Below are 23,667 nucleotides of genomic sequence, written 5' to 3'. Positions count from 1 at the left end.
AGCTACTTTAGCCGGATCACACTATATCCGAGTAAATCTCCTGGCGAAATCACTCGGATCCTTGTCGGCTGGCCCTGTCGCACCAAATTGCCGTCCTTGTCATAGCGCGGAGCATATTGATCGATCACATTAATTTTGGACGGATCGCTTTCGTCCTTGCCGAGATAAACCAGCGCGTGGAATTACGGTGCCATTGGAATTACGGTGCCATTGCACTCAATTCCCTCACTCCCAGCTTCTCCCGTTGGGGCGATGGCGCTTCCATCGGGTTGAGCCTATCGGCGTTCATCTGTGTTGCCATGGCAGGCTGGACTTGGCGGTACATGCGGTGGCCGGGCAGGAAATGGGGTCAGAGTCCATTTTCTCGCCCCTCCCGGTATGCTCTTCCGCCTTCACTCCTTCCCCCTCACCCTTCGCGATTCGGGGTCGGCCATGTCCACCAGGCGCATTTCCTGGAGCGGCAGGTTGGGCTGTTTCGAACACGGGCTGCGCCATTCGACGGCGATCTCGTCCGTGTCTGACCAAACGTCTGCACAAACGACGTCATCGTACTTGATGGGGAAGCCGAAGCGGCTGATGACGGCCGATTGGAAGGCATGATCGCCCTCGGCCGGTGGCGGACCGTACAGGACGATTTCGCGGGACAGGCCGGTGGCGAGGGAGAATATGACCTTCAGCCGGGTGTCGCCGAAGCCGATTTCGGCCGGCGCGCCCTCGGCCGGCTGGAACCAGCTGCCGCCACGGGCCGCGACCAGCTGCTTCAGGTCGGCGGCGCTGCGGCGCAGGCGCAGCGCCTCGACCTCTGTGGCCGGCGAAGGGGGAGAGACGGCAAAGGCCTGCGCCGGCTCGCCTTGGGCAGGGCCATGGCATTCGGCGCTCAGGGCGCGGATATAGTGGGTGTGGACGCCTTCAGTATCGCGCCGCTTCGTCGTCTCCCATTCGATTTCGCACGAGATCGTGTGCTCGGGCAACTGAACAGCGACGACGGATTTCCAGTCCTTCCCGTAGGTACAATGTAGAAAGACTGGCCGCTGATCGAATTGGGCGATGTCCATCCGAGACAGCGCGCGACCCGCCCGTATGGTCGTGGTCTCATCGATCCTGATGAAATTGGCCCAGATCAACGCCCCGGTCAGGGGCATTGACCTTGGTCCGAACTGCCAAGTCTTTGGGCACGAGGCTACGACGGCCTCGGGCTTGGCTTCCGCTATGGCCGGCAGCAACAGCACCACTACGGCAAACATGAACTTATACATGCCGACCAGATCGCATGACGTAGAGGTTGCGGATCTAAGCATTATATACCTCTAGGGCCTGCGAATCACCGAGTAGTTCCCGGCCTGCCGAATCCGGCCGCCGGACGGGTTGTCAAAGTGGATGAAACTTGAGTTCGGTGGCCGGCCATCCCATTGATCCACCACCCACATCCCCTTCTGTCCGCCCTTCTCGCCGTACTTTTCGAAAACGACGGCATGGTTGCCGGTGGCGCGGTTCTGGTATTTGCCGTTCTCGAAGGTGGCAAGCGCGGTGCCCTCCTTGAGCGGCGGGTCGCCGGGGCCCTTGATCTTCTCCCCTTCCTTCCAGTCGCTGGCGCGGATCCCCTGAAGCTCGGGGACGGCGTATTTGACCATGGCGACACATTGTTCACTGCCGGAGTCGGGGCCCATCGACAGGTGCCGGCCATTGGCCGTCTTGACCAGTTCGGCGGGGCTCTTCTCGGCTTGATGGCCCTCGGCATAAAGGCCGATCCTGATGCCGTTGGCCTCACCCTGGCGGACCATCTCCTCTGCCGCCTTGGGGTCGCTCTTGTACAGCTCGCGGCTGACGGTGCGGCCGTGCTGATCCGCCCATTGCGGGTCGGATTTTGCGGCTTGGGCCAGCCAGTGGGTGTACCCGGGAAGGTTGTCGGGGTCCTTCACCACCTCGACGTCGCGGGCCACAGCCGGATCGGGCGCCTGAAGCGCGTGATCCGAACGGGTTTCCATGCCTGCAACGGGTTCGGCGGTACCACCTCCCCCCGACGCCATCCCCGCCTTGTCCATGGCCTCGGCGAAATTCATGGCGTGGACGGGGTTCCGGTCCGCCATCAGCTGGTGCACGGCGGCGAGGTACGGCTGGGTGGCCTCGGGGGAGGTGCGGAGGTGCTGGATGGCGCCGGCGAAGTCGCCTTGCTTGGCCAGGGCCTCGGCCATGCCGGCGGCGGCGGTGAAGTCGGCGCCCTCGGGGCTGCCGAAGGGGGCCTTGGGGGCCTGGGACAGCCGCTCGGCGTCGGTGGGGGCGCGGAAGCCCTCGCCCAAAGGCGCCACGCGGAAGGGCAGGGTCTCGCCGGTCAGCGCGGCCATTTCCTTCCGCAGGGTGGCGGCCTTGCCGGCATCGTGCTGGTGGAAGCGGCCCAGGAGGTCGGCGACGTCGGCGCGCCCCTGGTCGCCGTAGGTGTCGATGGCGGTCTTCAGCATGCGGGCGGTCTGGCGCGGGTCGCTGTCGCGCGGCAGCTGCGCCGCCCAGGACTCATGGGCCCGGGCGCCCTCGGCCGAGATGGTGTGGCCGGGGAAGGGATCGGGGGCGGGGGGCGACGGCCGGGCCGGGCTCTCGTCGCCGCCCTACCCCGCCCCATTCCCGCCACATCCGCGTGACAGCCTCCCGCCCCAAGCCCGTGGACAGGATTCCCGGGCTTGGCTAATGTTCGCGCGCTCTTTTCGCCGCGCCCGGTTGGTGCGATGATTCACCGACCGGTCCTCATGAATACGGACGTTCCCCTCATGCGCCTTTCGGGCTTCCTGGTTCTCGTCCTCATCGTCCTCGGCAACCTCGGCTTCTGGGCGGCGTTGAACCGGCCTCAGACCGGGCTGCCGTGGTCGGGCACCATTCATTCGGTGTCGTTCTCGCCGTCGCGCGCCGACGACGATCCCACCCTGGTGCGCCAGATGCCGCATCTGGACGAGCACTTCCTGCCGACCACCGAGGAAATGGACGAGGATCTGGCGCTGCTGGCCGGCAAGGTCGATCAGGTCCGCACCTACTCGACGCTGGAGGGCCTGGACCAGGTGCCGGCGCTGGCCGCCAAGCACGGCCTGAAGGCGCTGCCCGGGGCATGGCTGGACGAGCGCCTGGGCCGCAACGAGCGCGAGATCGAGAACATCGCCCGCATCGCCCGCGACAATCCCAATGTCGAGCGCATCATCATCGGCAACGAGAACCTGACCCTGCATCGCCTGACCCCGGAGCAGATGATCCGCTACATCCGCCGGGTCCGCGCCATGGTGCCGGACCGGGTCAAGATCAGCACCGCCGAGGCCTGGGCCATCTGGCTGGAGCATCCCGAGCTGGTGCGGGAAGTCGATTACATCACCATCCACACCCTGCCCTACTGGGAGCCCGGCGGCCGCCACATCGACGAGGCGCTGGATTTCACCAAGCACATGGTGTCGATGGTCCGACAGGCCTATCCCGACAAGCCCATCTTCATCGGCGAAGTGGGCTGGCCCTCGGCCGGGCGCAACAACGGCGTCGCCGTGCCCAGCCTGGTCAACCAGGCCCTGTTCCTGCGCCGTTTCCTCAACTGGGCGCAGGAGGAGAACCTGGACTACAACGTGGTCGAGGCCTTCGACCAGCCGTGGAAGATCAAGCTGGACGGGACCGCCTCGGAAAAGCACTGGGGCATCTTCACCGTCGAGCGCGAGCCCAAGTTCAGCTGGATCGGCCCGGTCATCGAGTTCCAGGAATGGCCGTTCCAGGCCGCCGCCGCCACCCTGATCGCGCTGCTGCCCATGGGCTGGTTCCTGTGGCGGTGGAAGGAATTGCGCATGGCCGGCAAGGTGTTCTTCGCCATGCTGGTGCAGTTCGCCGCCACCTTGATGATCTGGACCATGTCGACGCCGGTGGTGCGCGACATGGCCCCCGCCACCGAGCTGATGATCGGCGTGCTGCTGCCGGCGCAGTTGCTGTTGCTGATCGTGGTGCTGATCAACGGCATCGAGCTGACCGAACTGACCTGGTCGGGGCGGCTGAAACGCGCGTTCAAGCCGATGCCGCCCGGCAACCTGACCCGCACGCCCAAGGTGTCGCTGCACCTGCCCTGCTACAACGAGCCGCCCGAGATGGTGAAGCTGACCATCGATTCGCTGATGGCGCTGGACTATCCCGACTTCGAAATCCTGGTGATCGACAACAACACCAAGAAGGAGGAGGTCTGGAAGCCCATCGAGGAATATTGCGCCAGCCTGGGCGAGCGGGTGAAGTTCTTCCACCTCGCCCCCTGGCCGGGGGCCAAGGCCGGCGCGCTCAACTTCGCCCTGTCGCAGACCGACCCCGAGGCCGAGATCATCGGCGTGGTCGATTCCGACTACCAGGTGCGCAAGGACTGGCTGTCCTCGCTGATCCCCTATTTCGACGATCCCAAGGTCGGCCACGTGCAGGCGCCCCAGGACCACCGCGACTGGCAGAACGACCTGTTCAAGGAAATGATCAACTGGGAATATGCCGGGTTCTTCGACATCGGCATGGTGTTCAGGAACGAGGCCAACGCCATCATCCAGCACGGCACCATGACCCTGGTGCGCAAGAAGGCCATGGAGGATGCCGGGCGCTGGGCCGAGTGGTGCATCGTCGAGGACGCCGAGCTGGGCCTGCGCATGATGCAGATCGGCTACGAATCCAACTACATCCAGGAGCGCATGGGCCACGGCCTGGTTCCCGACAGCTTCATGGCCTACAAGAAGCAGCGCTTCCGCTGGGCCTATGGCGCCGTGCAGATCCTCAAGGCGCATTGGAAGGCGCTGATCCCGTTCAAGGAAACCGGCCTGACGGCGGGCCAGAAGTACCATTTCGTGTCGGGCTGGCTGCCGTGGTTCGCCGACGGCTTCTACCTGATGTTCTGCCTCACCAGCCTGCTCTGGACGATGGGCATGGTGCTGGCGCCGCGCTATTTCGACACCCCGCTGGCCTTCTTCATCCTGCCCACGGTGGGCGTGTTCGTGGCCAAGATCGTCCACCACATCTTCCTCTATTCCACCCGCGTCAAATGCTCGTGGAAGCGGCGGATCCTGTCGGCGGTGGCCGGCATGGGCCTGACCTACGCCATCGCCTGGGCCATGTGGCAGGGCGTCTTCACCAAGTCGACGCCGTTCATGCGCACGCCCAAGATGGCCGAGAAGGTGGGCCTCAAGGACGCCATCAAGATGACGCTGGAAGAGACGTCGCTGATGGCGGCGCATTGGTTCGCCGCGCTGCTGGTGCTGTTCGGGCCGACCCTGGGGGCGTTCCTGTCGACCCTGTGGTACCGCGGCGCCCTGGGCGACGCCGTCGCCGCCATGGGCACCGGCGCCGCCCTGCGCAACTACTACGACCCCGAGATCCGGCTGTGGGCGGCGGTGCTGGTGGTGCAAAGCATGCCGTTCCTGGCGGCGCTGGCGACCTCGGTGATCTCGACCCTGCCGCCCAAGGTCCCCGAGACCCCCAAGCCGGCCGCCGACGACGAAGCCCCGCGCAAGGAGCCGGCGGAGACCGCGGTGGTGTGATCCCCCGGCCCCGGGCCCGGCCCGGCGCTGTCCAGGCAAGCTCGCGCCGCCCCCTTTTCGTCACCCCCGGGCTTGACCCGGGGGTCCACGTGGCGCGGCCTAACTCATTGTTTCATAAAGCGACCGGGCGGACCCACGTGTAGATGCCCGGGTCAAGCCCACTTCTGNCCTGTGCGGCATTGCCGCCCGCGACAGCGACGGACCGGCCCTGCTGGAGGCCCGGCGAGCCGAGGAGAGCGGCGTGCTGGCCCGCCTGCAGCGGCTGGTCGGAGCGCCGCCCGAGGGCGAGGCGGCGGCCCCCGACCACGACCGTCTGGTCCGCCTCGCCGATTCCCGGGCGCGGGCGGCCAAGACCTATCTGGTGGACCAGGCCGGCATCGAGCCGGGACGGCTGTTCACCTGCCGCTCCAAGGTCGAGGATTCGGCACCGCCACGGGTCGATCTGCTGCTGTAGCAGGGGATGAAAATAAACCGGTTTGGCGTCTTCCCACCCCGTGCCGCCGTCGCTTCAACTGGAGCCCACCTTGTGAGGCGAGCCCGGTGGCGGACAGCCCTGGGTCAAGCCCACGGCTGTCCGGTTTAAATTTCGGCTGGCAATTGCCCCCCTCGCCCGCTTGCGGGAGAGGGGGGCGAGCGCCAGCGAGCCGGGGTGAGGGCGGCGCGCGTCGGCGCGCCCAAGACCTGGAGAAACCAGCGCTTTCGCTGTCGCGAAGCGCACCTCGCGGCGCGCACCCTCTCCCTCCCGTCGCTGTCGCGACGGGCCCCTCCCTCTCCCGCAAGCGGGCGAGGGTAATCCTGTCTACTTCGGCCAGCGTCACCCTGGACGCAGCCGTCACCAAGGGCTGCAATCCGAAAATTAAACCGGACAGAAGTGGGTCAAGCCCGGGCATGACGAGTGAGGGGGACGAGCAGGAGGCCCCTGCGGCGCCCGCCCTACCGCACCATGAACGGCTTGACCCCGGTGACCCGCCCCATGTGGCGGATGATGGCCTTGGCGATGGTATAGGTCATGGCGGTGAAGTGCAGGTGGGTCCACGCGTCGCAATTGCGCACCACCATGGTCCGCACGTGGATGTTTTCATTGACCAGCAGGCGGTCGCCCACCCGCGGCATCAGCTGCACCGTCAACTCGGTGCCGCGGGCCAGCTCCATGCGGGGCAGCCGCAACCCGCCCAGGGAGACGTCGTCCACATCGACCACCTTGCCATTCAGGATGGCGGTCATGCCGGCGCCGGTATAGCGCTGGAAGCGCCGGCGGTCGTCGGTCTGGGTGTTGGCCATGCGCGAGGTAAGGGTGCGGCGGATGCGGCTGTAGCTGTTCATGGCGTCCCCGGATCGAATGCAGACACCATTGACATATCACAGCCGTATTACGTCCGTATAAAGCCGCCATGAACGGACGGTAAATCCGCCGCTTCGGCCGGTCCCGGCAGCATCTGGGCGGCGACCCAGCCGAAGGCGACGAGGAACAGCAGGGTCAGGACGATGCGCCGCAGGTCCTCGAAGAACAGGTCGGTCATGGTGATTCTCCCTCGCGTGACTGTCCACGAGGTGAATCTACGAAATCGATGAGGCTGATCGGTGTGACCAGGGAAGGGCAAGGATTACCGCTTTTCGCCCCGCTCCAGCCCGTACAGCCCGCGCACCACATAGAGCGGGCGACGCTTGACCTCGGAGAAGACGCGGCCGAGATACTCGCCGATCACGCCCAGGCTGATGAGCTGCACCCCGGCGAAGAACATGGTGGCGACGATCAACGAGGGATAGCCCGGCACGTCGATGCCCAGGATCAGCGTCTTGACGATGAACAGCAGGCCGTACAGCAGCGCGAAGGCCGCCACCAGCATGCCGATGAAGGTCCACACCTTGAGCGGCACGTCGGTGAAGGCGGTGATGCCGTCGATGGCCAGCCGGTAGAGGCGGAAATAGTTGAATTTGGTGACCCCGCCGGCGCGCGGCGCCACGTCGTAGGGAATGGTGGTCTGGCGAAAGCCGACCCAGGCGTACAGGCCCTTCATGAAGCGGGTGTGCTCGGGCATGGCATTGAGCACGTCCACCACCTTGCGGTCGAGCAGGCGGAAATCGCCGGCCCCCGGCGGCAACCGCACGTCCGAGACTTCCTCGAACAGGCGGTAGAAGGCGCGCGCGCCGGCCCGCTTCAAGGCGCTTTCGTTCTCGCGGTCGCGACGCACCGCGATCACCATCTCGAAGCCCTCGCGCCATTTCTCCAGCATGGCGGCGATGGCCTCGGGCGGATGCTGCAGGTCGGCGTCGATCATCACCACGGCGCGGCCGCTGGCGTGCTGCAGCCCGGCGGTCAGCGCCAGCTCCTTGCCGAAGTTGCGCGACAATTCGACCAGCCTTATCCTCGGGTCGCGGCGATGGTGCTCGACCACCCGGGCCACCGTGTCGTCGCGGCTGCCGTCGTCGACGCAGACGATCTCGTAGGTCACGCCGATGTCCGCCAACACCCCGGCCAGCCTGGCGAACAGGCCATCGACATTGGCGGATTCGTTGAACATGGGCACCACCAGCGACAGCACCGGCGTGGTGGCGGCGGCCGCTTCGGGGACCTGGGGCTCTTGCGTGATGATCGACATGCCGCCAGTGTGATGAATTCCAAAGAACCGGTCAACGAACGCCGATGAGCCACACCCGCCCCGCCATCACCCTGTGCGCCGACGATTACGGCCTCGCCCCCGGGGTGTCCGACGCCATTCGCGCGCTGATCGGCATGGGCCGGCTGCAGGCCACCGGCTGCATGACCGGCTCGGCCCACTGGCCCGAGGCGGCGGCGGCGCTGAAGCCGCTGGACGGGCTTGCCGATATCGGGCTCCACCTGACACTGACCGACCAGAGCCCGCTGGGGCCGATGCCGGCGCTGGCCCCCGCCGGCCGGCTGCCGCCGCTCCCGGTTCTGCTCAAGCTGGCGCTGGCCCGCCGCCTCGACACCGCCGAGATCGCCGTCGAGCTGGAGCGCCAGATCGACGCCTTCGAGGCCGCCTTCGGCCGCCCCCCCGACTTCCTCGACGGCCATCACCACGTCCACCAGCTGCCTGGCATCGGCGAGGCGGTGATCGGCCTGTGGCGCCGCCGCCTGGGCGGCAAGGGCTGGTTCCGCAGCTGCGTCGAGCCGCGTGCCGCCATCATCGCCCGCGGCGTCTCGCCGCTGCGCGCCCTGGTCATCTCGGAGCTGGGCCAGGGCTTCCGCCGCCGCCTGAAATCGGCCGGGGTGCCGCACAACCGCTCGTTCCGGGGCGTCTACGACTTCTCCGGGCGCATCCCCTTCGACCGGCTGTTCGAGCGCTTCACCGACCGCCCCGGGCCGCGCACCCTGATGATGGTCCATCCCGGCCATGTGGACGCGGCGCTGGAGGCAGCCGACACCCTGACCCACCAGCGCGAGGTGGAATACCGCTTCCTCGCCTCGGACGACATGGTGCGTTCCCTCGCCAGGCGGGGCCTGACCCTGGCGCGGCTGTCGCCATGACCTTTTCCGGTGCGGGCCTTCGCCTGTCCGCCTATTACGTCGCCCTGTTCGCCGCGGTCGGCATCCACCTGCCGTTCTGGCCGCTGTGGCTGGAGGCCAAGGGCCTGACCGCCACCGAGATCGGGCTGGTGATCGCCAGCACGTTCCTGGTCAAGGTGGCGGTCAACCCGCTGGTCGGACACGCCGTCGATCGCCGCGGCGACCGCAGGAAGCCCATGCTGGTCCTGGCCCTGGGCGCCACCCTGGCGTGGACCGGCTTCGCCTTCGCCGAGGGCTTCTGGCAGATCCTGGGCGTCACCATCGCCGCGGTGGGCCTGTGGTCGGGCATCATGCCGGTGGGCGAAAGCCTGGCCATGATGGTGACCCAGGCGCAACGGCTGGATTACGGCCGCATCCGGCTGTGGGGCTCGCTGGCCTTCATCGTCGCCGCCGTCCTGGTCGGCCGCCTGCTGGAAGTGGTGTCGCCGCTGGTGCTGGTGTGGCTGATCGGCGGCGCCTTGGGTGCCACCGCCCTGAGCTGCGCGACCCTGCCCGACGCCCGCGCCCACCACGAGGAAGGCACCGAACGGCCGCGCCTGACGCCGCTGCTGGGCAGTAGCGTGTTCCTGTTGTTCGCCACCGCCAGCGCCCTCAACCATGCCTCGCACACGGTCTATTACGGCTTCGCCACCCTGTCCTGGAAGCAGGCCGGCATCAGCGATTCCACCATCGGCCTGCTGTGGTCGGAAGGGGTGCTGGCCGAGATCGTGCTGTTCGCCTTCTCCGGCCGGGCGGTGGCCCGCTTCGGCCCCGCCGGGCTGCTGCTGGCCGCCGCCGGCTGCGGCGTGGCGCGCTGGCTGGTGCTGGGCCTGACCGCCTCGGTGCCGGTGCTGGCAATGGCCCAGCTGCTGCACGCCGCCACCTTCGGCTGCGCCCATCTGGGCGCCATGCACTTCATCCAGCGGGCGGTGCCCGCGGGCCTGTCGGCCCGCGCCCAGGCGGTCTATTCGGCGCTGGCCATGGGGGTGGCGCCGGGGCTGATGAGCCCGCTGGCCGGCGCCCTGTTCCAGCAGGCCGGAGCGCTGGCCTTTCTCGCCATGGCGGCCTTGAGCCTGCTCGCCACCGCCGCCGCCCTGGGCCTGATGCGGCGCTGGCATGGCGGCCGGGTGTGCTGACATGCGCCGCCTGTTGCCGCCGCTGCTGTCGGCGCTGCTGCACCTGGCCCTGCTGCTGGCCTGGATCGGCCCCGAGCTTCCCGATTTGGCCCCCGAACCGCAGGCGGTGACGGTGGAGCTGGTGGCGCCGCCCGCGACCGCGCCATCGCCGAAGGCCCCGGAGGCGCCGGCCGCTCCCGCCCGGCAGGAGGCGCCGCGCCAGATCCCCAACCTGGACGCCGCGCCGCCCGACAGCCGGCCGACCGCGTCCGTCACCGCCCGCCCGACCCGCCCGCAGCCGCCGACCCGGAACGAGCGCGATTTCGTGCTGGCCCAGGTGGTCCGCCACTGGACGCCGCCGCCCGAGCTGAAGGGGGCGCCTGAAGGCGAGGTCACGGTGCGGGTGACGGTGGGCGCCGATGGCCATTTCGCCGGGGAATACGATTCCCGGCGCCCGTGGAACCCGGCCGAGGTCTTCGACGGCTATCCCCGCCTGCCGCCGAAATCGCTGGAGCGGCGCACCGTCGACGCCTTCTACAAAGCCATCCGCGACGCCCAGCCCCTGCGCCTGACCGACGCCTTGAAGGCCAAGGCGCCGTTCCCGGTGCGGCTGGAATTCCGGTTCAGGGACGTGCGGTAGGGCCGGCGGCCGCGATGAACAGGTCGAGCCAACGGCCATCCGCCTCGCCCAAATCGGTGCGCAGGGCCTCCTCCACCGCCGGCCGCATTGCCTCGCGGAAAGCCTCGCGTTCGGCCGGAGAGAGCTTGTGCACCACCATCCGCCGGGCCAGGACCGCCTCGCCGCGGCCCTGACCAACCAGCGCGTCGGCCTTCCGTTCGGCGCGGTGGATGGCAGCGGCGGCCGCCTCGTCGACGATCCGTCTCTGGTCCGCATCCAGTTTGGCCAGGAAGCTGGCGTTCCACACCCAGACATAGGGCGCGTACAGGTGATTGGTGATGGTGGCGTGCCCCTGCAGCGCGTCAAGGCCGCGCACCAGGATGGTGGCGATGGTGCCGGCCTGGCCGTCGATCAGGGTCGAGGCCAGGGCGCCGCGCTCGTCGCGCAGCGAGACCCCCACCGGATGGGCCTCGAGGGCGCGGATCATGGCCTCCTCGGGGGCGTAGCCCAGCAGGGCGCGCATGCGCAGGCCCCACATCTCCTCGGGCGTGGAGACGTCGCGATCCAGGTTGGTGATGATGTCGAAGCCGCCGGAATCGACGAAGCCGGCCAGCCGCACCGGGCTCCGCGCCGCCATGTCCTCGCCCAGCCGGGCGGCCAGCGGCCCGGCGAAGACGGCGCGGGCCTGCTCCACCTCGGCGAAGGCGAACGGCACCTGGGTGGCCAGCAGCGGCGGATAGGCGGCGGCGGCGGCGGACATGGCCACCAGCCCGCCATGGATGACACCCTCGCCGCTCAGGCGCAGGATCGAGGCATCGTTGCCGACCACACCGTCGGCCAGCACGTCGACCTTCATGGCCCCCGCCGACCGGCTGGCGACCTGGGCACGGAACTCGGCGGCAGCGGCGGCCAGCGGGTCGAGGTCGGACCGCTGCGGGTGGGTATGCGCCAGCAGGATGGCCAGCGGTTCGGCCCCGGCCTGGAGGGGACAGCAGGCCCAGGCGGCGGCGAGGGCGATGGCGAGGCGGACGAGTCGGGACCGGAGCATGCTGCCTCCTACTTCTTGGTGAAGCGCAGCACCCCGTCCCAATCGGACGGTGCACCGGACTGGGCGAAGCGGCGGGCATTGCCGGCCAGCAGGCTGGCCGCCGGGTCCTCGCCGCGGCCGGCCGAATAGGCCTCGAAGCCGGCGACGGCCTCGTCCCAGCGGCCGGCCCGGTAGGCCGCCATGGCCGCGTTCCAGATGTCCAGGCCGGGGGCGGCCTCGCCGGCCTCGCCCACCAACTCGCACACCTCCAGCGGGATCGAGGCGCCGACCACCAGGACCGGGCCGAACGGACGCAGCAGGAAGCGGTCGCCCACCGCCGCGGCCACCGGGCCGGTCACCAGCAATTCGGTCCCCAGCTGCTTGTTCAGGCTTTCCACCCGCGATGCCAGGTTCACCACGGCGCCCAGGGCGGTGTACTGCATGCGGTCGTGCGAACCGACATTGCCCACCACCGCGATGCCGGTGTGCAGGCCCATGCGGGTCTTGAGGGCGGGACCGCCGGTGCCGCCGGCATGGCAGACCCGACGACAGGCCAGCATGGCGCGGCAGGCGTTGGCGACGTGGTCGTCGTCCTCGAGCGGTGCGTTCCACATGGCCATCACCGCGTCGCCGATGAACTTGTCGATGGTGCCGCGATTGTCGTGGACCGCCTTCGACATGGCGTCGAAATATTCCGACAGCCAGTGCAACAGTTGCTCCGGTTCCATGGATTCGGTGGCCGAGGTGAAGCCCTGCAGGTCCGAGAACATGATGGTGAGCGGTCGCCGCACGCCGCCGACCTTGGTGCCGCTGCCCGAGCGGATGATGTCCTCGACCAGGCTCTTGGGGACGTAGGAGCCGAAGCTGGCCAGGCCTGCCTTCATGCTCCCGACCGCGGCGGCCAGCATGGCCATTTCCTGGATCGGCGAACTGACCTCGACCTTGCCCTCGAGCTCGAAGCGGCGGATGCGCTCGGTCTCGGCGATCAGCCGGTCGATGGGCCGCGACAGCAGATAGGACAGCCACACCACGCCCAGCGTCGCCACCACCATGAAGGCGGCGCCCAGCAGGATGATGTTGCGCCGCGCCTCCTTGATGGCGCCGACGAACTCGTCCTCGGCGGCGATGGCGCCGATGGTCCAGCGGCGGCCGAACTGGTCGGGGAACGGCCGGAAGCCGGCCAGCCAGGTCGAGCCGTCGGCCTTGGAGTCCACCAGCAGCGAGAGCCCGCCGCCGGCGCGGTGGGCCCGCACCGCCTCGGACACCACCGGATGGTCGACCTGGGCGCCGTCCACCAGGACGACCTTGCCGTCGACGATGGTCACCGCCTTGGCGGCATCGGGGAACCCGACCAGCCGCAAATCCTCGTCCAGGATGAAGGTGACGCCCCCCGCCCCGATGCCCCGCCCGGCCAGGAACTCGCCCAGGGCGTCGATGGACAGATCGGCGCCGAACACCCCGACCCGGGTGCCGTCATCGGTGACCAGACGCTGCGACAGGGTCAGGCCGGGGCGTCCGGTGCCCGAGAAGACGTAGGCGCCGGAATTGACCACCCGGTCGTCGGCCAGGGCGTTCTGGTACCATGGCCGCGCACGCGGATCGTAGGCGGACTCGGCCCGCTCCACCCGGACCACGTCGCCCCAGTCGCGCAGGTAGACATAGGTGTCGCGCCGCTCCCCCGACGAGGAATCGAGGATCCGCACCACCCACCTGGCATCCTCGGGGGGCTTGCGGCGATAGGGGCCGAACGCCGAAATCGCTTCGGGCAGCCGCACCACCTGGTAGAAGCCGCCATCGTCGTGGGTGCCGAAATAGATGCTGTAGGCCTCGGGGATGCGCTGCAGCATCTCGAACATCGGGCGCAGCGCGTCGGGCTGGCGCGCCCCCTCCTGCAGGGCGCGGCCGAACGAGACCGACATGCCCACCGCCCCGGACAGGTTGCCGAACAGCGCCGACACCGTGGTGGCGACCTCGCGGGTGGCCCGCTCCATGGCCTGGTCGGCCATCCGCCGGGCAAGAGTGACGTTCTGCTGGAACAACGCGGCGATCATGATCGCCGTCAGGGGGACGGCCAGCGACAGGAACGTCGCAGCGATCCCCAGCCTGAGCTTGACGCGCAGCCGGCCCATTCCCCCTACCCCCTCACCCACGTCTTCCCCAAGACGTGGTTCGATCCCGCACCCACAGGTTGACTGGATGATGCAACCGTTTCCGGGGCGAGTCGAGTCCCTTGTCTTGCCGTTCAACCGGCAAGACAGCGGAATGACGGGGGCGGCTACTCCGCCGCGGCGCTCTTGGCGTGGTGGGCCTTGTGCAGGTCCAGCTCGTCCCACACCGAGGCGATGGACTTGACCAGGTGGTCCATCATTTCATCGGTATGCAGCGGCGTCGGGGTGATGCGCAGGCGCTCGGTATTGACCGGGACGGTGGGATAGTTGATGGGCTGCACGTAGATGCCGTGCTTCTTCAGCAGCAGGTCCGAGGCCTGCTTGCACAAGGCGGCGTTGCCCACCATCACCGGCACGATATGGCTGACCGAATCCATCACCGGGATGCTCAGTTCGGTCAGGCGGCGCTTCAGGGTGGCGGCGCGTTCCTGGTGACGCTCGCGGATTTCCGGCGAGCGGCGCAGCACCTTGATGGAGGCCAGGGCGGCGGCGGCCACCATGGGCGGCAGCGACGACGAGAAGATGAAACCGGGACCGAAGCTGCGCACGTAATCGACCAGGCTGGACGAGGCGGCGATGTAGCCGCCGACCACGCCGATGGCCTTGGCCAGGGTGGCCTGGATCACCGTCATGCGGTGGCGCACGCCGTCGCGCTCGGACACGCCCGAGCCCTCGGCGCCGTACATGCCGGCGGCGTGGACCTCATCGACGAAGGTCATGGCGTTGTGGGCCTCGGCGACGTCGCACAGGGCCGATAGCGGGGCGATGTCGCCGTCCATGGAATAGACCGATTCGAAGACCACCAGCTTGGGCGTCTCCTTGGGATAGGCGGACAGCGCCTCGTCCAGGCTTTCGGGATCGTTGTGGCGGAAGATGTGCTTGGGCGCCCGGCTCTGGCGGATGCCCTCGATCATCGAGTTGTGGTTCAGCTCGTCCGAGAAGATGACGCAGCCGGGGATGGTCGAGCCCAGGGTCGACAGCGCGGTCTGGTTGGCGACGTAGCCCGAGGTGAACAGCAGGGCGGCTTCCTTGGCATTCCAGGCGGCCAGCTCCTGCTCCAGCAGGACGTGGTAATGGTTGGTGCCCGAGATGTTGCGGGTGCCGCCGGCGCCGGCGCCGCAGCGGTCGATGGCCTCGTGGGCGGCGGCCAGGACCTCGGGGTGCTGGCCCATCCCCAGATAGTCGTTGGAGCACCACACCACCACTTCATGGACCTTGCCGTCGCGGTGGTTCAGCGCGACCGGGAACCGGCCGCACTGGCGCTCGAGATCGGCGAAGATCCGGTAGCGCCCCTCCGACTTCAAATCGGAGATCCGCTTGGCGAAGTAGTGCTGGTAATCCATCGTGCCTGCCTCCCTCCGCAACCGTTCATCGGCGCGGATTCGATTTAGTTGAGGCGATCCTAAAGGATCGCCGCGCAGCGGCGCAACTAACATGGCCGTAATGTGGCCGATTCCCTAGGCTGTGGGCGACACTGCCGCCTCGGCCAGCAATTCGCCATGAGCTTCGTCAAGTGCCGAGCGGAAGCGCGACAGCATCTCGGCGATCTCGTCGGCCGAAATGACCAGGGGCGGGGCGAAGGCGACCGCGTCGCCCATGGCGCGCAGGATGACGCCTTTGGCTTGCGCCTTGGCCACCACGCGGGCACCGATTCCCAGGGCCGGCGCGAAGGCGGCGCCGCTGTCCTTGTCGGCCACCAGCTCCACCGCCCCGATCAGCCCGATTCCGCGCGCCTCGCCGACCAGGGGGTGCTGCTGCAGATCGCGCAGTCCCTGCTGCAGGACGGGCGAGACCGCCCCGACGTGGCCCAGGATGTCGCGCTCGCGGTAGAGGGCCAGCGCCTCCAGCGCCACCGCCGCCGAGACCGGGTGGCCGCCATAGGTGAAGCCATGACCGAACACCCCGATACGCCCCGATTCCTCGGCGATGGGGCCGAACACCTCGCCCGACACGATCAGCGCCGAGATGGGCAGGTAGCCCGAGGACAGGCCCTTGGCCACGGTCATCAGATCAGGCTTCATCCCGAACGTCTCGGAGCCGAACATCCGCCCGGTGCGGCCGAAGCCGGTGATGACCTCGTCGGCCACCAGCAGCACGTCGTACTTCTTCAGGACCGCCTGGATCTTCTCGAAATAGCCGGCGGGCGGCACGATCACTCCCCCCGCCCCCATCACCGGCTCGGCGAAGAAGGCGGCGACGGTGTCGGGGCCCTCGGCCAGGATCAGCCTTTCCAGCTCGCCGGCGCGCCGCGCCGAGAACTGCTCCTCGCTCTCGCCCGTCTCGCGGCAGCGCCACCAATGGGGATTGCCGGTGTGCAGGACGCGGTCGATGGGAAGGTCGAACGAGCGCTGGTTGTTGGGCAGCCCGGTCAGCGAGGCGGTCGCCACGGTGACGCCGTGATAGGCCTTGTCGCGGGCGATGATCTTCTTCTTGGCCGGGCGGCCGAGCGCGTTGTTCAGGTACCAGATCAGCTTGATGGCGGTGTCGTTGGATTCCGAGCCCGAGCAGGCGAACAGCACCTTGGCATCCGGCACCGGGGCCATGGCCGCCAGCTCCTCGGCCAGGCGGATGGCCGGGGCATGGGCCTTCGAGCTGAACAGGTGGTAGAAGGCCAGCTCGCGCATCTGCTTCGCCGCCGCCTCGACCAGGCGCTCCTCGCCCCAGCCCAGCGCGGTGCACCACAGCCCGGCCAGCCCCTCGATGTAATCCTTGCCGGCTTCGTCGAACACCCGCGCCCCCTGCCCCCTGACGATCACCAGCGGCTGGGCCTCGGGATGGCGGACCAGATTGGTGTAGGGGTGGAACAGATGCGCGAGGTCGGCAGCGGCGAGCGGGCTGGTCATGGTCAGGCGATGATGTCCGGAATCAACTGGTTTTCCAGCCGGGCGATCTGGTCCTTGAGCGCCAGCTTGCGCTTCTTCATGCGCTGCAGCTGCAACTGGTCCATGCTGGGATCGACCGACACCCTGACGAGAAGATCGTCGAGGTCCCGGTGTTCGCTCTGCAACTCGGCCAGTCGGCGGCGTATCTCTTCGATGTTGTCGTCGATCATGCCGGTCCGGAGATCATGACGGATGCAAGACACTCTGGTGTGCCTGTCGCGTTCACAGTAGCAGAACTCGATTTGAAACGGTATGGGTAAGGTCGGATTTGCCAGGAGGGGCACATGGCGGAAAAGCGTATCGGCATCCTCACCAGCGGCGGCGATTGCGCCGGCCTGAACGCGGCGTTGCGCGCCGTGGTGCACCGCGCCATCCGCGGCTACGGCTGGCGGGTGTTCGGCATCCGCGACGGCTCGCTGGGCCTGATGAACCGGCCGCTGGACTTCTGCGAGTTCGACCTGTCGCTGGTCTCGGGCGAGATGCTGCGGCTGGGGGGAACCATCCTGGGCACCATCAACAAGGGCGACCCCTTCGCCTATCCCATGCCCGACGGCACCACCCGCGACCGCTCGCAGGACTTCGTCGACGGCTACAAGGAACTGGGGCTGGACGCGTTGATCGTGATCGGCGGCGACGGCTCCATGCGCATTCTCAACAAGCTGTGCAAGATGGGCAACGTGCCCATGGTCGGCATTCCCAAGACCATCGACAACGACGTCGCCCAGACCGACTATGCCATCGGCTACGCCACCGCGCTGTCGGTGGCGTGCGAGGCCATCGACCGCCTGGCCCCCACCGCCGCCAGCCACCACCGCGTCATGATCCTGGAAGTGATGGGCCGCGACGTCGGCCACCTGGCCCTGTCGGCCGGCATCGCCGGCGGTGCCGACGTCATCCTGATCCCCGAAATCGCCTATTCGCTGGACGGCATCGTCGCCAAGGTCGCTGCGGTGCGGGCGGAAGGGCGCAACCACGCCCTGGTGGTGGTGGCCGAGGGCTGCAAGACCGAGAAGGGCTTGGCGATGACCCAGCTGCACACCGGCGGCGAGGCCCGCTACGGCGGCATCGGCCAGTACCTGGCGGAAAAGCTGGGGCAGTTGATCGAGGCCGAGACCCGCGTCACCGTGCTGGGCCACGTCCAGCGCGGCGGCACCCCGGGCATGCGCGACCGCCTGGTCGCCTCGGCCTTCGGCGTCCATGCGGTGGACCTGATCGCGCAAGGCAAGATCGATCGCGTGGTGGCGTGGCAGCACGGCCAGGTGGTCGATGTGCCGCTGTCCGAGGTGGCCGGCATCACCCGCGCCGTCGATCCCTACGGCACCCTGGCCCACACCGCCCGCGGCCTGGGCATCTATCTGGGAGAGATGGCGGGGGGGTGACCGATTTCTTCTCCCTCCCCCCTTGTGGGGGAGGGGTGGTTTTCCATCACTCCCCCCACCGCCTGACCTCGCCGCTGTCCAGCCCGAACAGGTCGAGCATGCGGCCCACCGTGTGCGCCACCATGTCGTCCAGGCTGTCGGGGCGGGCGTAGAAGGCCGGCACCGGGGGTGCCACCACGGCGCCCATCTCGGTGGCCGCCAGCATGCTTTTCAGGTGGCCGGCGTGCAGCGGCGTCTCGCGCACCATCAGCACCAGCCGGCGGCGTTCCTTCAGCGCCACGTCGGCGGCGCGGGTGAGCAGTGAGGTGGTGACGCCGGTGGCGATCTCGCTCAAGCTCCGGATTGAGCAGGGCGCGACGATCATCCCCAGCGTGCGGAACGAGCCCGAGGCCGGGGCGCCGCCGATGTCCTCGGGCTTGTAGCGGTAATCGGCCAAGGCGTGCACCTCGGCCACCTTCAGGCTGGTCTCGTGGGCCAGGGTGACCTCGGCCGCCCGGCTCATCACCAGGTGGGATTCCACCCCCAGGCGGCGCAGCGCCTCCAGCACCCGCACGCCGTAGACGATACCGGACGCTCCGCTGATACCCACCACCAATCGGGCAGGGCAGGACCCCATGGCATAATCCTCCTGTCGGGGAAATAACCCTACGGAAGAGGGTTGATTTCGCAATTGCGTTCAGGCATACAGGCCGATTTTCCCTGCTGACAAGTCCGGCCGACCCGTCCTATGCTGTGAGTCCAACCCACCTCTCAGGGAGGATAGTAATGAGCCTTCAGGACCGGATCGAGTCTTTGAAAGCCAAGCACGCCGCGCTCGAGACCGCCATCGATGCGGAAGCCCGCCGGCCCCTTCCCGACAATTCCCAGCTCGCGGAGATGAAACGCCAGAAACTGCGCATCAAGGACGAGCTGAAAAAGATGAACTCGCCGCCGCACTGACGGCCTCCCGATCGCAGAACTCTCGCGGGACCGCATCTGGCGGTCCCGTTGCGTTTCCGCCCTACCCCTAAAGGCTGGCCAGCATCCCCCACTTCGGGGAGATTGGCCCTTTGCAAAATTCTTCGGCTGCGGCAAGCTTGGCCCCCTCGGCAGCGGGGCCAGGGCGGTCCCCGCCGCCGCAACGAATCCAAGCAGAGGGATCGTCGACGCCATGACCAACGCGTATCAACAGGCTTACGAGCGTTCGCTGAAGGACCCCGAGGGCTTCTGGGGTGAAGCCGCCGGCGCCATCACGTGGATCAAGCCCTGGACCAAGGTCCTCGACGACTCGCGCAAGCCCTATTACCGCTGGTTCGCGGGCGCCGAGTGCAACACCTGCTTCAACGCCGTCGACCGCCACGTGGCCGAGGGCCGCGGCGCCCAGCCCGCCATCATCTACGACAGCCCGGTCACCAATACCGTCCGCACCATCACCTATGCCGAACTGAAGGACCAGGTGGCGCGCTTCGCCGGCGTGCTGCGCGGCCTGGGCGTCGACAAGGGCGACCGCGTCATCGTCTACATGCCCATGGTGCCGGAAGCGGCGGTGGCCATGCTGGCCTGCGCCCGGCTGGGCGCGGTGCATTCGGTGGTGTTCGGCGGCTTCGCCTCCAACGAATTGGCGACCCGCATCAACGACGCCAAGCCCAAGGTCATCGTATCGGCCAGCTGCGGCATCGAGACCAACCGCGTCATCCCCTACAAGCCGCTGCTGGACCACGCCATCGAGCTGGCCGAGCACAAGCCCGGCCACACCGTCATCCTGCAGCGCCCGCAGGCGGCGGCCGAGATGATCCCGGGCCGCGACCACGACTGGGCCGATTCCGCGGCCAAGGCGGCCCCGGCCGAATGCGTCGCGGTGGCGGCGACCGACCCGCTCTACATCCTCTACACCTCGGGCACCACCGGCCAGCCCAAGGGCGTGGTGCGCGACAACGGCGGCCACATGGTGGCGCTGAAATGGACCATGGGCGCCGTCTACGACGTCAAGCCGGGCGAGGTCTACTGGGCCGCCTCGGACGTCGGCTGGGTGGTCGGCCATTCCTACATCGTCTACGGGCCGCTGCTGAACGGCAACACCACCCTGCTGTACGAGGGCAAGCCGGTCGGCACCCCCGATGCCGGAGCCTTCTGGCGGGTCATCAGCCAGCACAAGGTGTCGGTGCTGTTCACCGCCCCCACCGCCTTCCGCGCCATCAAGCGCGAGGACCCCAATGCCGAGCTGCTGAAGACGTACGACATCTCCAGCCTGCGCGCCCTGTTCCTGGCCGGCGAGCGCTCGGACCCGGACACCATCAAGTGGGCGCAGTCCAACCTGAAGGTGCCGGTGGTCGATCACTGGTGGCAGACCGAGACCGGCTGGTCCATCGCCGCCAATTGCCTGGGCCTGCATGAATTCCCGGTCAAGCCCGGCTCGCCGACCAAGCCCGCCCCGGGCTGGGACCTGCAGGTGCTGGACGAGGGCCACCACCCGTGCAAGCCGGGCCAGACCGGCTCGCTGGTGGTCAAGCTGCCGCTGCCGCCCGGCACCTTCTACACCCTGTGGAACGCCGAGCAGCGCTTCTTCGACAGCTACCTGGGCGAGTTCCCCGGCTTCTACAAGACCGCCGATGCCGGCATCATCGACGAGGACGGCTACGTCTACGTCATGAGCCGCACCGACGACATCATCAACGTCGCCGGCCACCGCCTGTCCACCGGCCAGATGGAGGAAGTGCTGGCCAGCCACCCCGACGTCGCCGAATGCGCGGTGATCGGCGTCGCCGACCAGCTCAAGGGCCAGCTGCCGCTGGGCTTCATCTGCCTCAAGGCCGGCGTGACCAAGTCGGACGAGCAGGTGCTGAAGGAAGTGGTCGCCCTGGTGCGCGAGACCATCGGCCCGGTGGCGGCGTTCAAGAGCTGCACCGTGGTCAAGCGCCTGCCCAAGACCCGGTCGGGCAAGATCCTGCGCGGCACCATGCAGAAGATCGCCGACAACCAGGACTTCAAGATGCCGGCCACCATCGACGACCCGGCCATCCTGGAGGAAATCGACGAGAGCCTGCAGAGCATCGGCTATTCCAAGGCGCGCAAGGAGGCGGTGGAGTAGGCGGGCCGGCTATGGGGCCGGCTCGGTTCCGCTCCATCGGCAGCCTCATCCTGAGGAGCGGCCCGCCCGGGCCGCGTCTCGAAGGGTGAGGCGGGCCAAGAACGTGCGACGGGCCTCGCCCTTCGAGACGGCCGCTGGCGCGGCCTCCTCAGGGTGAGGCCCGAATATCGCCAAGTCCCTCTCGCCCCTCAGCGCTGATCCAACCGGATCTCGATGCGGCGGTTCTTCGCCAACGCATCGGCCGTCTCGCCCTTGTCGAGGGGCTGGAACTCGCCGAAGCCGGCGGCGGCCAGGCGGTCGGGGGGGACGCCGTTGGCGACCAGGGTCTGCACCACGGTGATGGCGCGGGCGGTGGACAATTCCCAGTTGGAGGGGTAGCGGCCCGAGGCGATGGGGCGGCGGTCGGTGTGGCCGTCGACCCGCAGCACCCAGTTGATCTCCTTGGGGATCTGGGCCGACAGCTCGTTCAGGGTCTTGGCCAGGGCGCGCACCTGGGTGATGCCCTCCAGGCCCAGTTCCGCCGAGGCGGTGTCGAACAGCAGCTCCGACTGGAACACGAAGCGGTCGCCCTCGATGCGAATGCCGGGGCGGTTGCCCAGCACCTGGCGCAGCCGGCCGAAGAATTCCGAGCGGTAGCGCTGCAATTCCTCGACCTTGCCGGCCAAGGCGAGGTTGAGGCGCTTGCCGAGATCGGCGATCTGCACCTTCTGGTCGGCCCCGGCCTTCTCGGCGGCCTCCAGGGCGGCGGCGACGCGGGCCAGCTCCTGCTTGGCCGCCTCCACCTGTTGGGCCAGCAGGGCCAGCTCGGCGCGGGCCTGGGCGCTGACCTGGCGCTCGCCCTCCAGGGCGGTACCGGCCTCGCCCAGCTTGCCGTCCAGCTCGGCCACCCGGGCCTCCAGCTGGGCCTTCAGCGCATCCAGCGCGGCGACGTCGTGGCCCAGGCGCTCGCGCTCCGCCTCGGACGAGGTCAGCTGCCCGGACAGCCGCCCGAGATCGGCCTGCAGCGACTGGTTGGCCTTCTTCTCCAGCGACAGCTGCTCGGCCAGGGCCGCCATCTCGGCGCCCAGGCGGTTCAACGCCTGCTCGCGCCCCGACAGGGCGTTGCCCAGGAAGTACTGGGCCAGCACGAACACCAGCAGCACGAAGATCATGGCCATCAAGAGGGTGGCCAGGGCATCGACGAAGCCCGGCCAGATGTCGACGCCGCGCCGGCGCGCCCGCCGTCCCGCCAGTGCCATCTCAGGTCTCCGCGTCTTCGGCCACGGCGGCGATGGTGCGCGCCAGCAGCTTGAATTCGGACCGCAATTCGGCGATCAGCTCCTCGTGCCCGCGCGAGGAATCCTCGGCCAGGCGCGACAGCGCCAGATCCATGTTGCGGATGTGGGACTTGGTCGCCTCGTCGATGCCGCCGCCGGCCTGGTCGGCGATGCGGGCCAGCAGCGGGCGGGCGTCCAGCTGGGCCTCGCCCAGCTTGATCATCAGCGCCTGCTCGGCCTTCATGTGGTCGGTGAGCGTGGACAGCTTGTCGGTCAGCGCGCGGATGTTGGCGTTGGTGGAAATTCGGCTTTCCTCGCCGCGGGCCAGGATGCGCTGCAATTCGTCCAGGGAATCGGCGGTCTGTTCCAGCAGCGCCTGGATGTAGGCCGGCACCGTCTGGTCGCCCTCGGCCACCGGGCCGGAGCCGCCCAGGCGGGTCTGACCGGCCAGCCAGTCCTCCAGCTCGGTGTAGAAGGCGTTCTGCGCCTGGCCAGCCTGCAGGTCGAGGAAGCCCAGCACCAGCGACCCGGCCAGGCCGAACAGCGAGGTCGAGAAGGCGGTGCCCATGCCCGACAGCGGCGCCTCCAGGCCCGATTTCAGGTGCTCGAAGGCCAGCGCGGCGTCACCGCCGGTGACCGACAGCGACGCGATCACCTCGCCCACCGAGCCCACCGTGCGCGACAGCCCCCAGAAGGTGCCGAGCAGGCCGAGGAAGATCAGCAACCCGACGAAGTAGCGGGCCAGCTCGCGCGATTCATCGAGGCGCGCCGCGATGGAATCGAGGATCGAGCGCAGGCCCACCGCCGACAGGCTCATCCGCCCCTGGCGTTCGCCCAGCGCCCCGGCCATGGGCGCCAGCAGCCGCAGCCGGCCGCCGGAGGTCACCGGCTGGCCGCGCCGCCAGCCCTCGAGCCATTCGACCTCGGGCTTGAGCAGCAGCACCTGCCGGAAGTTCATGGCGATGCCGACCAGGAACACGCCGACGATCAGGCCGTTGAGGCCGGGATTGGCCATGAAGGCGGCCAGCAGGCCGGGGGCGAGCAGGGCCGCCACCGCCGCCACCGCGGCAAGAAAGGCTGCCATGCGCAGCAGATAACGACGGGGCTGGGTCATGGGCGCCTCTGGACCT

General features: G+C 68.4%; 21 protein-coding genes. 8 read left to right on the top strand and 13 right to left on the bottom strand.

Annotated features, from left to right (window positions below):
• Positions 1-392 precede the first annotated feature (392 nt).
• Together MTBUT4_RS08150 and MTBUT4_RS08145 are read right to left on the bottom strand one after the other, a co-directional pair.
• Complete coding sequence (locus MTBUT4_RS08150; protein WP_173979177.1) at positions 393-1,256, bottom strand: hypothetical protein; 864 nt, start codon at positions 1,254-1,256, stop codon at positions 393-395.
• A gap of 51 nt (positions 1,257-1,307) precedes the next feature.
• Complete coding sequence (locus tag MTBUT4_RS08145) at positions 1,308-2,456, bottom strand: BPSL0067 family protein (protein WP_173979176.1); 1,149 nt, start codon at positions 2,454-2,456, stop codon at positions 1,308-1,310.
• Between the two features lie 303 nt (positions 2,457-2,759).
• On the opposite strand from MTBUT4_RS08145, the gene MTBUT4_RS08140 reads away from it, so the two are divergent.
• Positions 2,760-5,516, top strand: coding sequence for a glycosyltransferase (locus tag MTBUT4_RS08140; protein ID WP_173979175.1), 2,757 nt, complete (start codon positions 2,760-2,762; stop codon positions 5,514-5,516).
• A gap of 241 nt (positions 5,517-5,757) precedes the next feature.
• The gene (locus tag MTBUT4_RS08135; protein WP_173979174.1) at positions 5,758-5,970 is read left to right on the top strand and encodes a hypothetical protein; all 213 of its coding nucleotides are present in this window, start codon (positions 5,758-5,760) and stop codon (positions 5,968-5,970) included.
• Positions 5,971-6,449: 479 nt separating this feature from the next.
• On the opposite strand, the gene MTBUT4_RS08130 is transcribed toward MTBUT4_RS08135, so the two are convergent.
• The 3 genes from MTBUT4_RS08130 to MTBUT4_RS08120 form a co-directional block, all read right to left on the bottom strand.
• Positions 6,450-6,839, bottom strand: a complete 390-nt coding sequence (locus MTBUT4_RS08130; protein WP_173979173.1) for a hypothetical protein — start codon at positions 6,837-6,839, stop codon at positions 6,450-6,452.
• A gap of 47 nt (positions 6,840-6,886) precedes the next feature.
• Entirely contained in the window at positions 6,887-7,036 is a 150-nt protein-coding gene (locus tag MTBUT4_RS08125; RefSeq protein ID WP_173979172.1) for a hypothetical protein, read from the bottom strand.
• An 84-nt stretch (positions 7,037-7,120) separates the two neighbouring features.
• A complete protein-coding gene (locus MTBUT4_RS08120; protein WP_173979171.1) occupies positions 7,121-8,116 on the bottom strand; it encodes a glycosyltransferase family 2 protein in 996 nt (331 codons plus the stop codon).
• 44 nt (positions 8,117-8,160) lie between these two features.
• Here MTBUT4_RS08120 and MTBUT4_RS08115 point away from each other — a divergent pair, with 44 nt between their 5' ends.
• The 3 genes from MTBUT4_RS08115 to MTBUT4_RS08105 are packed head-to-tail and all read left to right on the top strand — an operon-like array spanning position 8,161 to position 10,779.
• Positions 8,161-9,006, top strand: a complete 846-nt coding sequence (locus MTBUT4_RS08115) for a ChbG/HpnK family deacetylase (RefSeq protein ID WP_173979170.1) — start codon at positions 8,161-8,163, stop codon at positions 9,004-9,006.
• Positions 9,003-10,160, top strand: a complete 1,158-nt coding sequence (locus MTBUT4_RS08110) for a 3-phenylpropionate MFS transporter (RefSeq protein WP_173979169.1) — start codon at positions 9,003-9,005, stop codon at positions 10,158-10,160. The genes MTBUT4_RS08115 and MTBUT4_RS08110 overlap by 4 nt, the downstream gene beginning before the upstream one ends.
• Position 10,161: 1 nt before the next feature.
• Positions 10,162-10,779, top strand: a complete 618-nt coding sequence (locus tag MTBUT4_RS08105) for a hypothetical protein (RefSeq protein ID WP_173979168.1) — start codon at positions 10,162-10,164, stop codon at positions 10,777-10,779.
• Here the strand turns inward: MTBUT4_RS08105 and dctP are convergent.
• The 5 genes from dctP to MTBUT4_RS08080 form a co-directional block, all read right to left on the bottom strand.
• The gene (dctP, locus tag MTBUT4_RS08100; RefSeq protein ID WP_173979167.1) at positions 10,763-11,806 is read right to left on the bottom strand and encodes a TRAP transporter substrate-binding protein DctP; all 1,044 of its coding nucleotides are present in this window, start codon (positions 11,804-11,806) and stop codon (positions 10,763-10,765) included. The genes MTBUT4_RS08105 and dctP overlap by 17 nt on opposite strands.
• An 8-nt stretch (positions 11,807-11,814) precedes the next feature.
• Complete coding sequence (locus MTBUT4_RS08095) at positions 11,815-13,914, bottom strand: adenylate/guanylate cyclase domain-containing protein (RefSeq protein WP_173979166.1); 2,100 nt, start codon at positions 13,912-13,914, stop codon at positions 11,815-11,817.
• Between the two features lie 146 nt (positions 13,915-14,060).
• Entirely contained in the window at positions 14,061-15,296 is a 1,236-nt protein-coding gene (hemA, locus tag MTBUT4_RS08090) for a 5-aminolevulinate synthase (protein WP_173979165.1), read from the bottom strand.
• Between the two features lie 114 nt (positions 15,297-15,410).
• Positions 15,411-16,796, bottom strand: a complete 1,386-nt coding sequence (locus MTBUT4_RS08085) for an aspartate aminotransferase family protein (protein WP_173979164.1) — start codon at positions 16,794-16,796, stop codon at positions 15,411-15,413.
• Between the two features lie 2 nt (positions 16,797-16,798).
• Complete coding sequence (locus tag MTBUT4_RS08080) at positions 16,799-17,005, bottom strand: YdcH family protein (RefSeq protein ID WP_173979163.1); 207 nt, start codon at positions 17,003-17,005, stop codon at positions 16,799-16,801.
• A 114-nt stretch (positions 17,006-17,119) separates the two neighbouring features.
• On the opposite strand from MTBUT4_RS08080, the gene MTBUT4_RS08075 reads away from it, so the two are divergent.
• The gene (locus tag MTBUT4_RS08075; RefSeq protein WP_173979162.1) at positions 17,120-18,214 is read left to right on the top strand and encodes an ATP-dependent 6-phosphofructokinase; all 1,095 of its coding nucleotides are present in this window, start codon (positions 17,120-17,122) and stop codon (positions 18,212-18,214) included.
• Between the two features lie 46 nt (positions 18,215-18,260).
• Here MTBUT4_RS08075 and MTBUT4_RS08070 read toward each other — a convergent pair whose 3' ends face one another.
• The gene (locus MTBUT4_RS08070; RefSeq protein ID WP_173979161.1) at positions 18,261-18,830 is read right to left on the bottom strand and encodes a UbiX family flavin prenyltransferase; all 570 of its coding nucleotides are present in this window, start codon (positions 18,828-18,830) and stop codon (positions 18,261-18,263) included.
• A 149-nt stretch (positions 18,831-18,979) separates the two neighbouring features.
• Here MTBUT4_RS08070 and MTBUT4_RS08065 point away from each other — a divergent pair, with 149 nt between their 5' ends.
• Entirely contained in the window at positions 18,980-19,153 is a 174-nt protein-coding gene (locus MTBUT4_RS08065) for a YdcH family protein (RefSeq protein ID WP_173979160.1), read from the top strand.
• 211 nt (positions 19,154-19,364) lie between these two features.
• Positions 19,365-21,281 carry a propionyl-CoA synthetase gene (locus MTBUT4_RS08060; RefSeq protein ID WP_173979159.1) on the top strand — a complete coding sequence of 639 codons (1,917 nt, stop codon included), beginning with the start codon at positions 19,365-19,367 and terminating at the stop codon, positions 21,279-21,281.
• A gap of 188 nt (positions 21,282-21,469) precedes the next feature.
• Here the strand turns inward: MTBUT4_RS08060 and MTBUT4_RS08055 are convergent, their stop codons facing one another.
• Entirely contained in the window at positions 21,470-22,519 is a 1,050-nt protein-coding gene (locus tag MTBUT4_RS08055) for a peptidoglycan -binding protein (RefSeq protein ID WP_173979158.1), read from the bottom strand.
• A gap of 1 nt (position 22,520) precedes the next feature.
• Positions 22,521-23,651, bottom strand: a complete 1,131-nt coding sequence (locus tag MTBUT4_RS08050) for a flagellar motor protein MotA (RefSeq protein ID WP_173979157.1) — start codon at positions 23,649-23,651, stop codon at positions 22,521-22,523.
• Positions 23,652-23,667: the final 16 nt, after the last annotated feature.

The organism is Magnetospirillum sp. UT-4, assembly GCF_902729435.1.
In the GTDB taxonomy this organism is placed as follows: domain Bacteria; phylum Pseudomonadota; class Alphaproteobacteria; order Rhodospirillales; family Magnetospirillaceae; genus Magnetospirillum.
The sequence above is the reverse complement of the archived record's forward strand: the minus strand, read 5'-3'. Positions and strand labels throughout refer to the sequence as shown.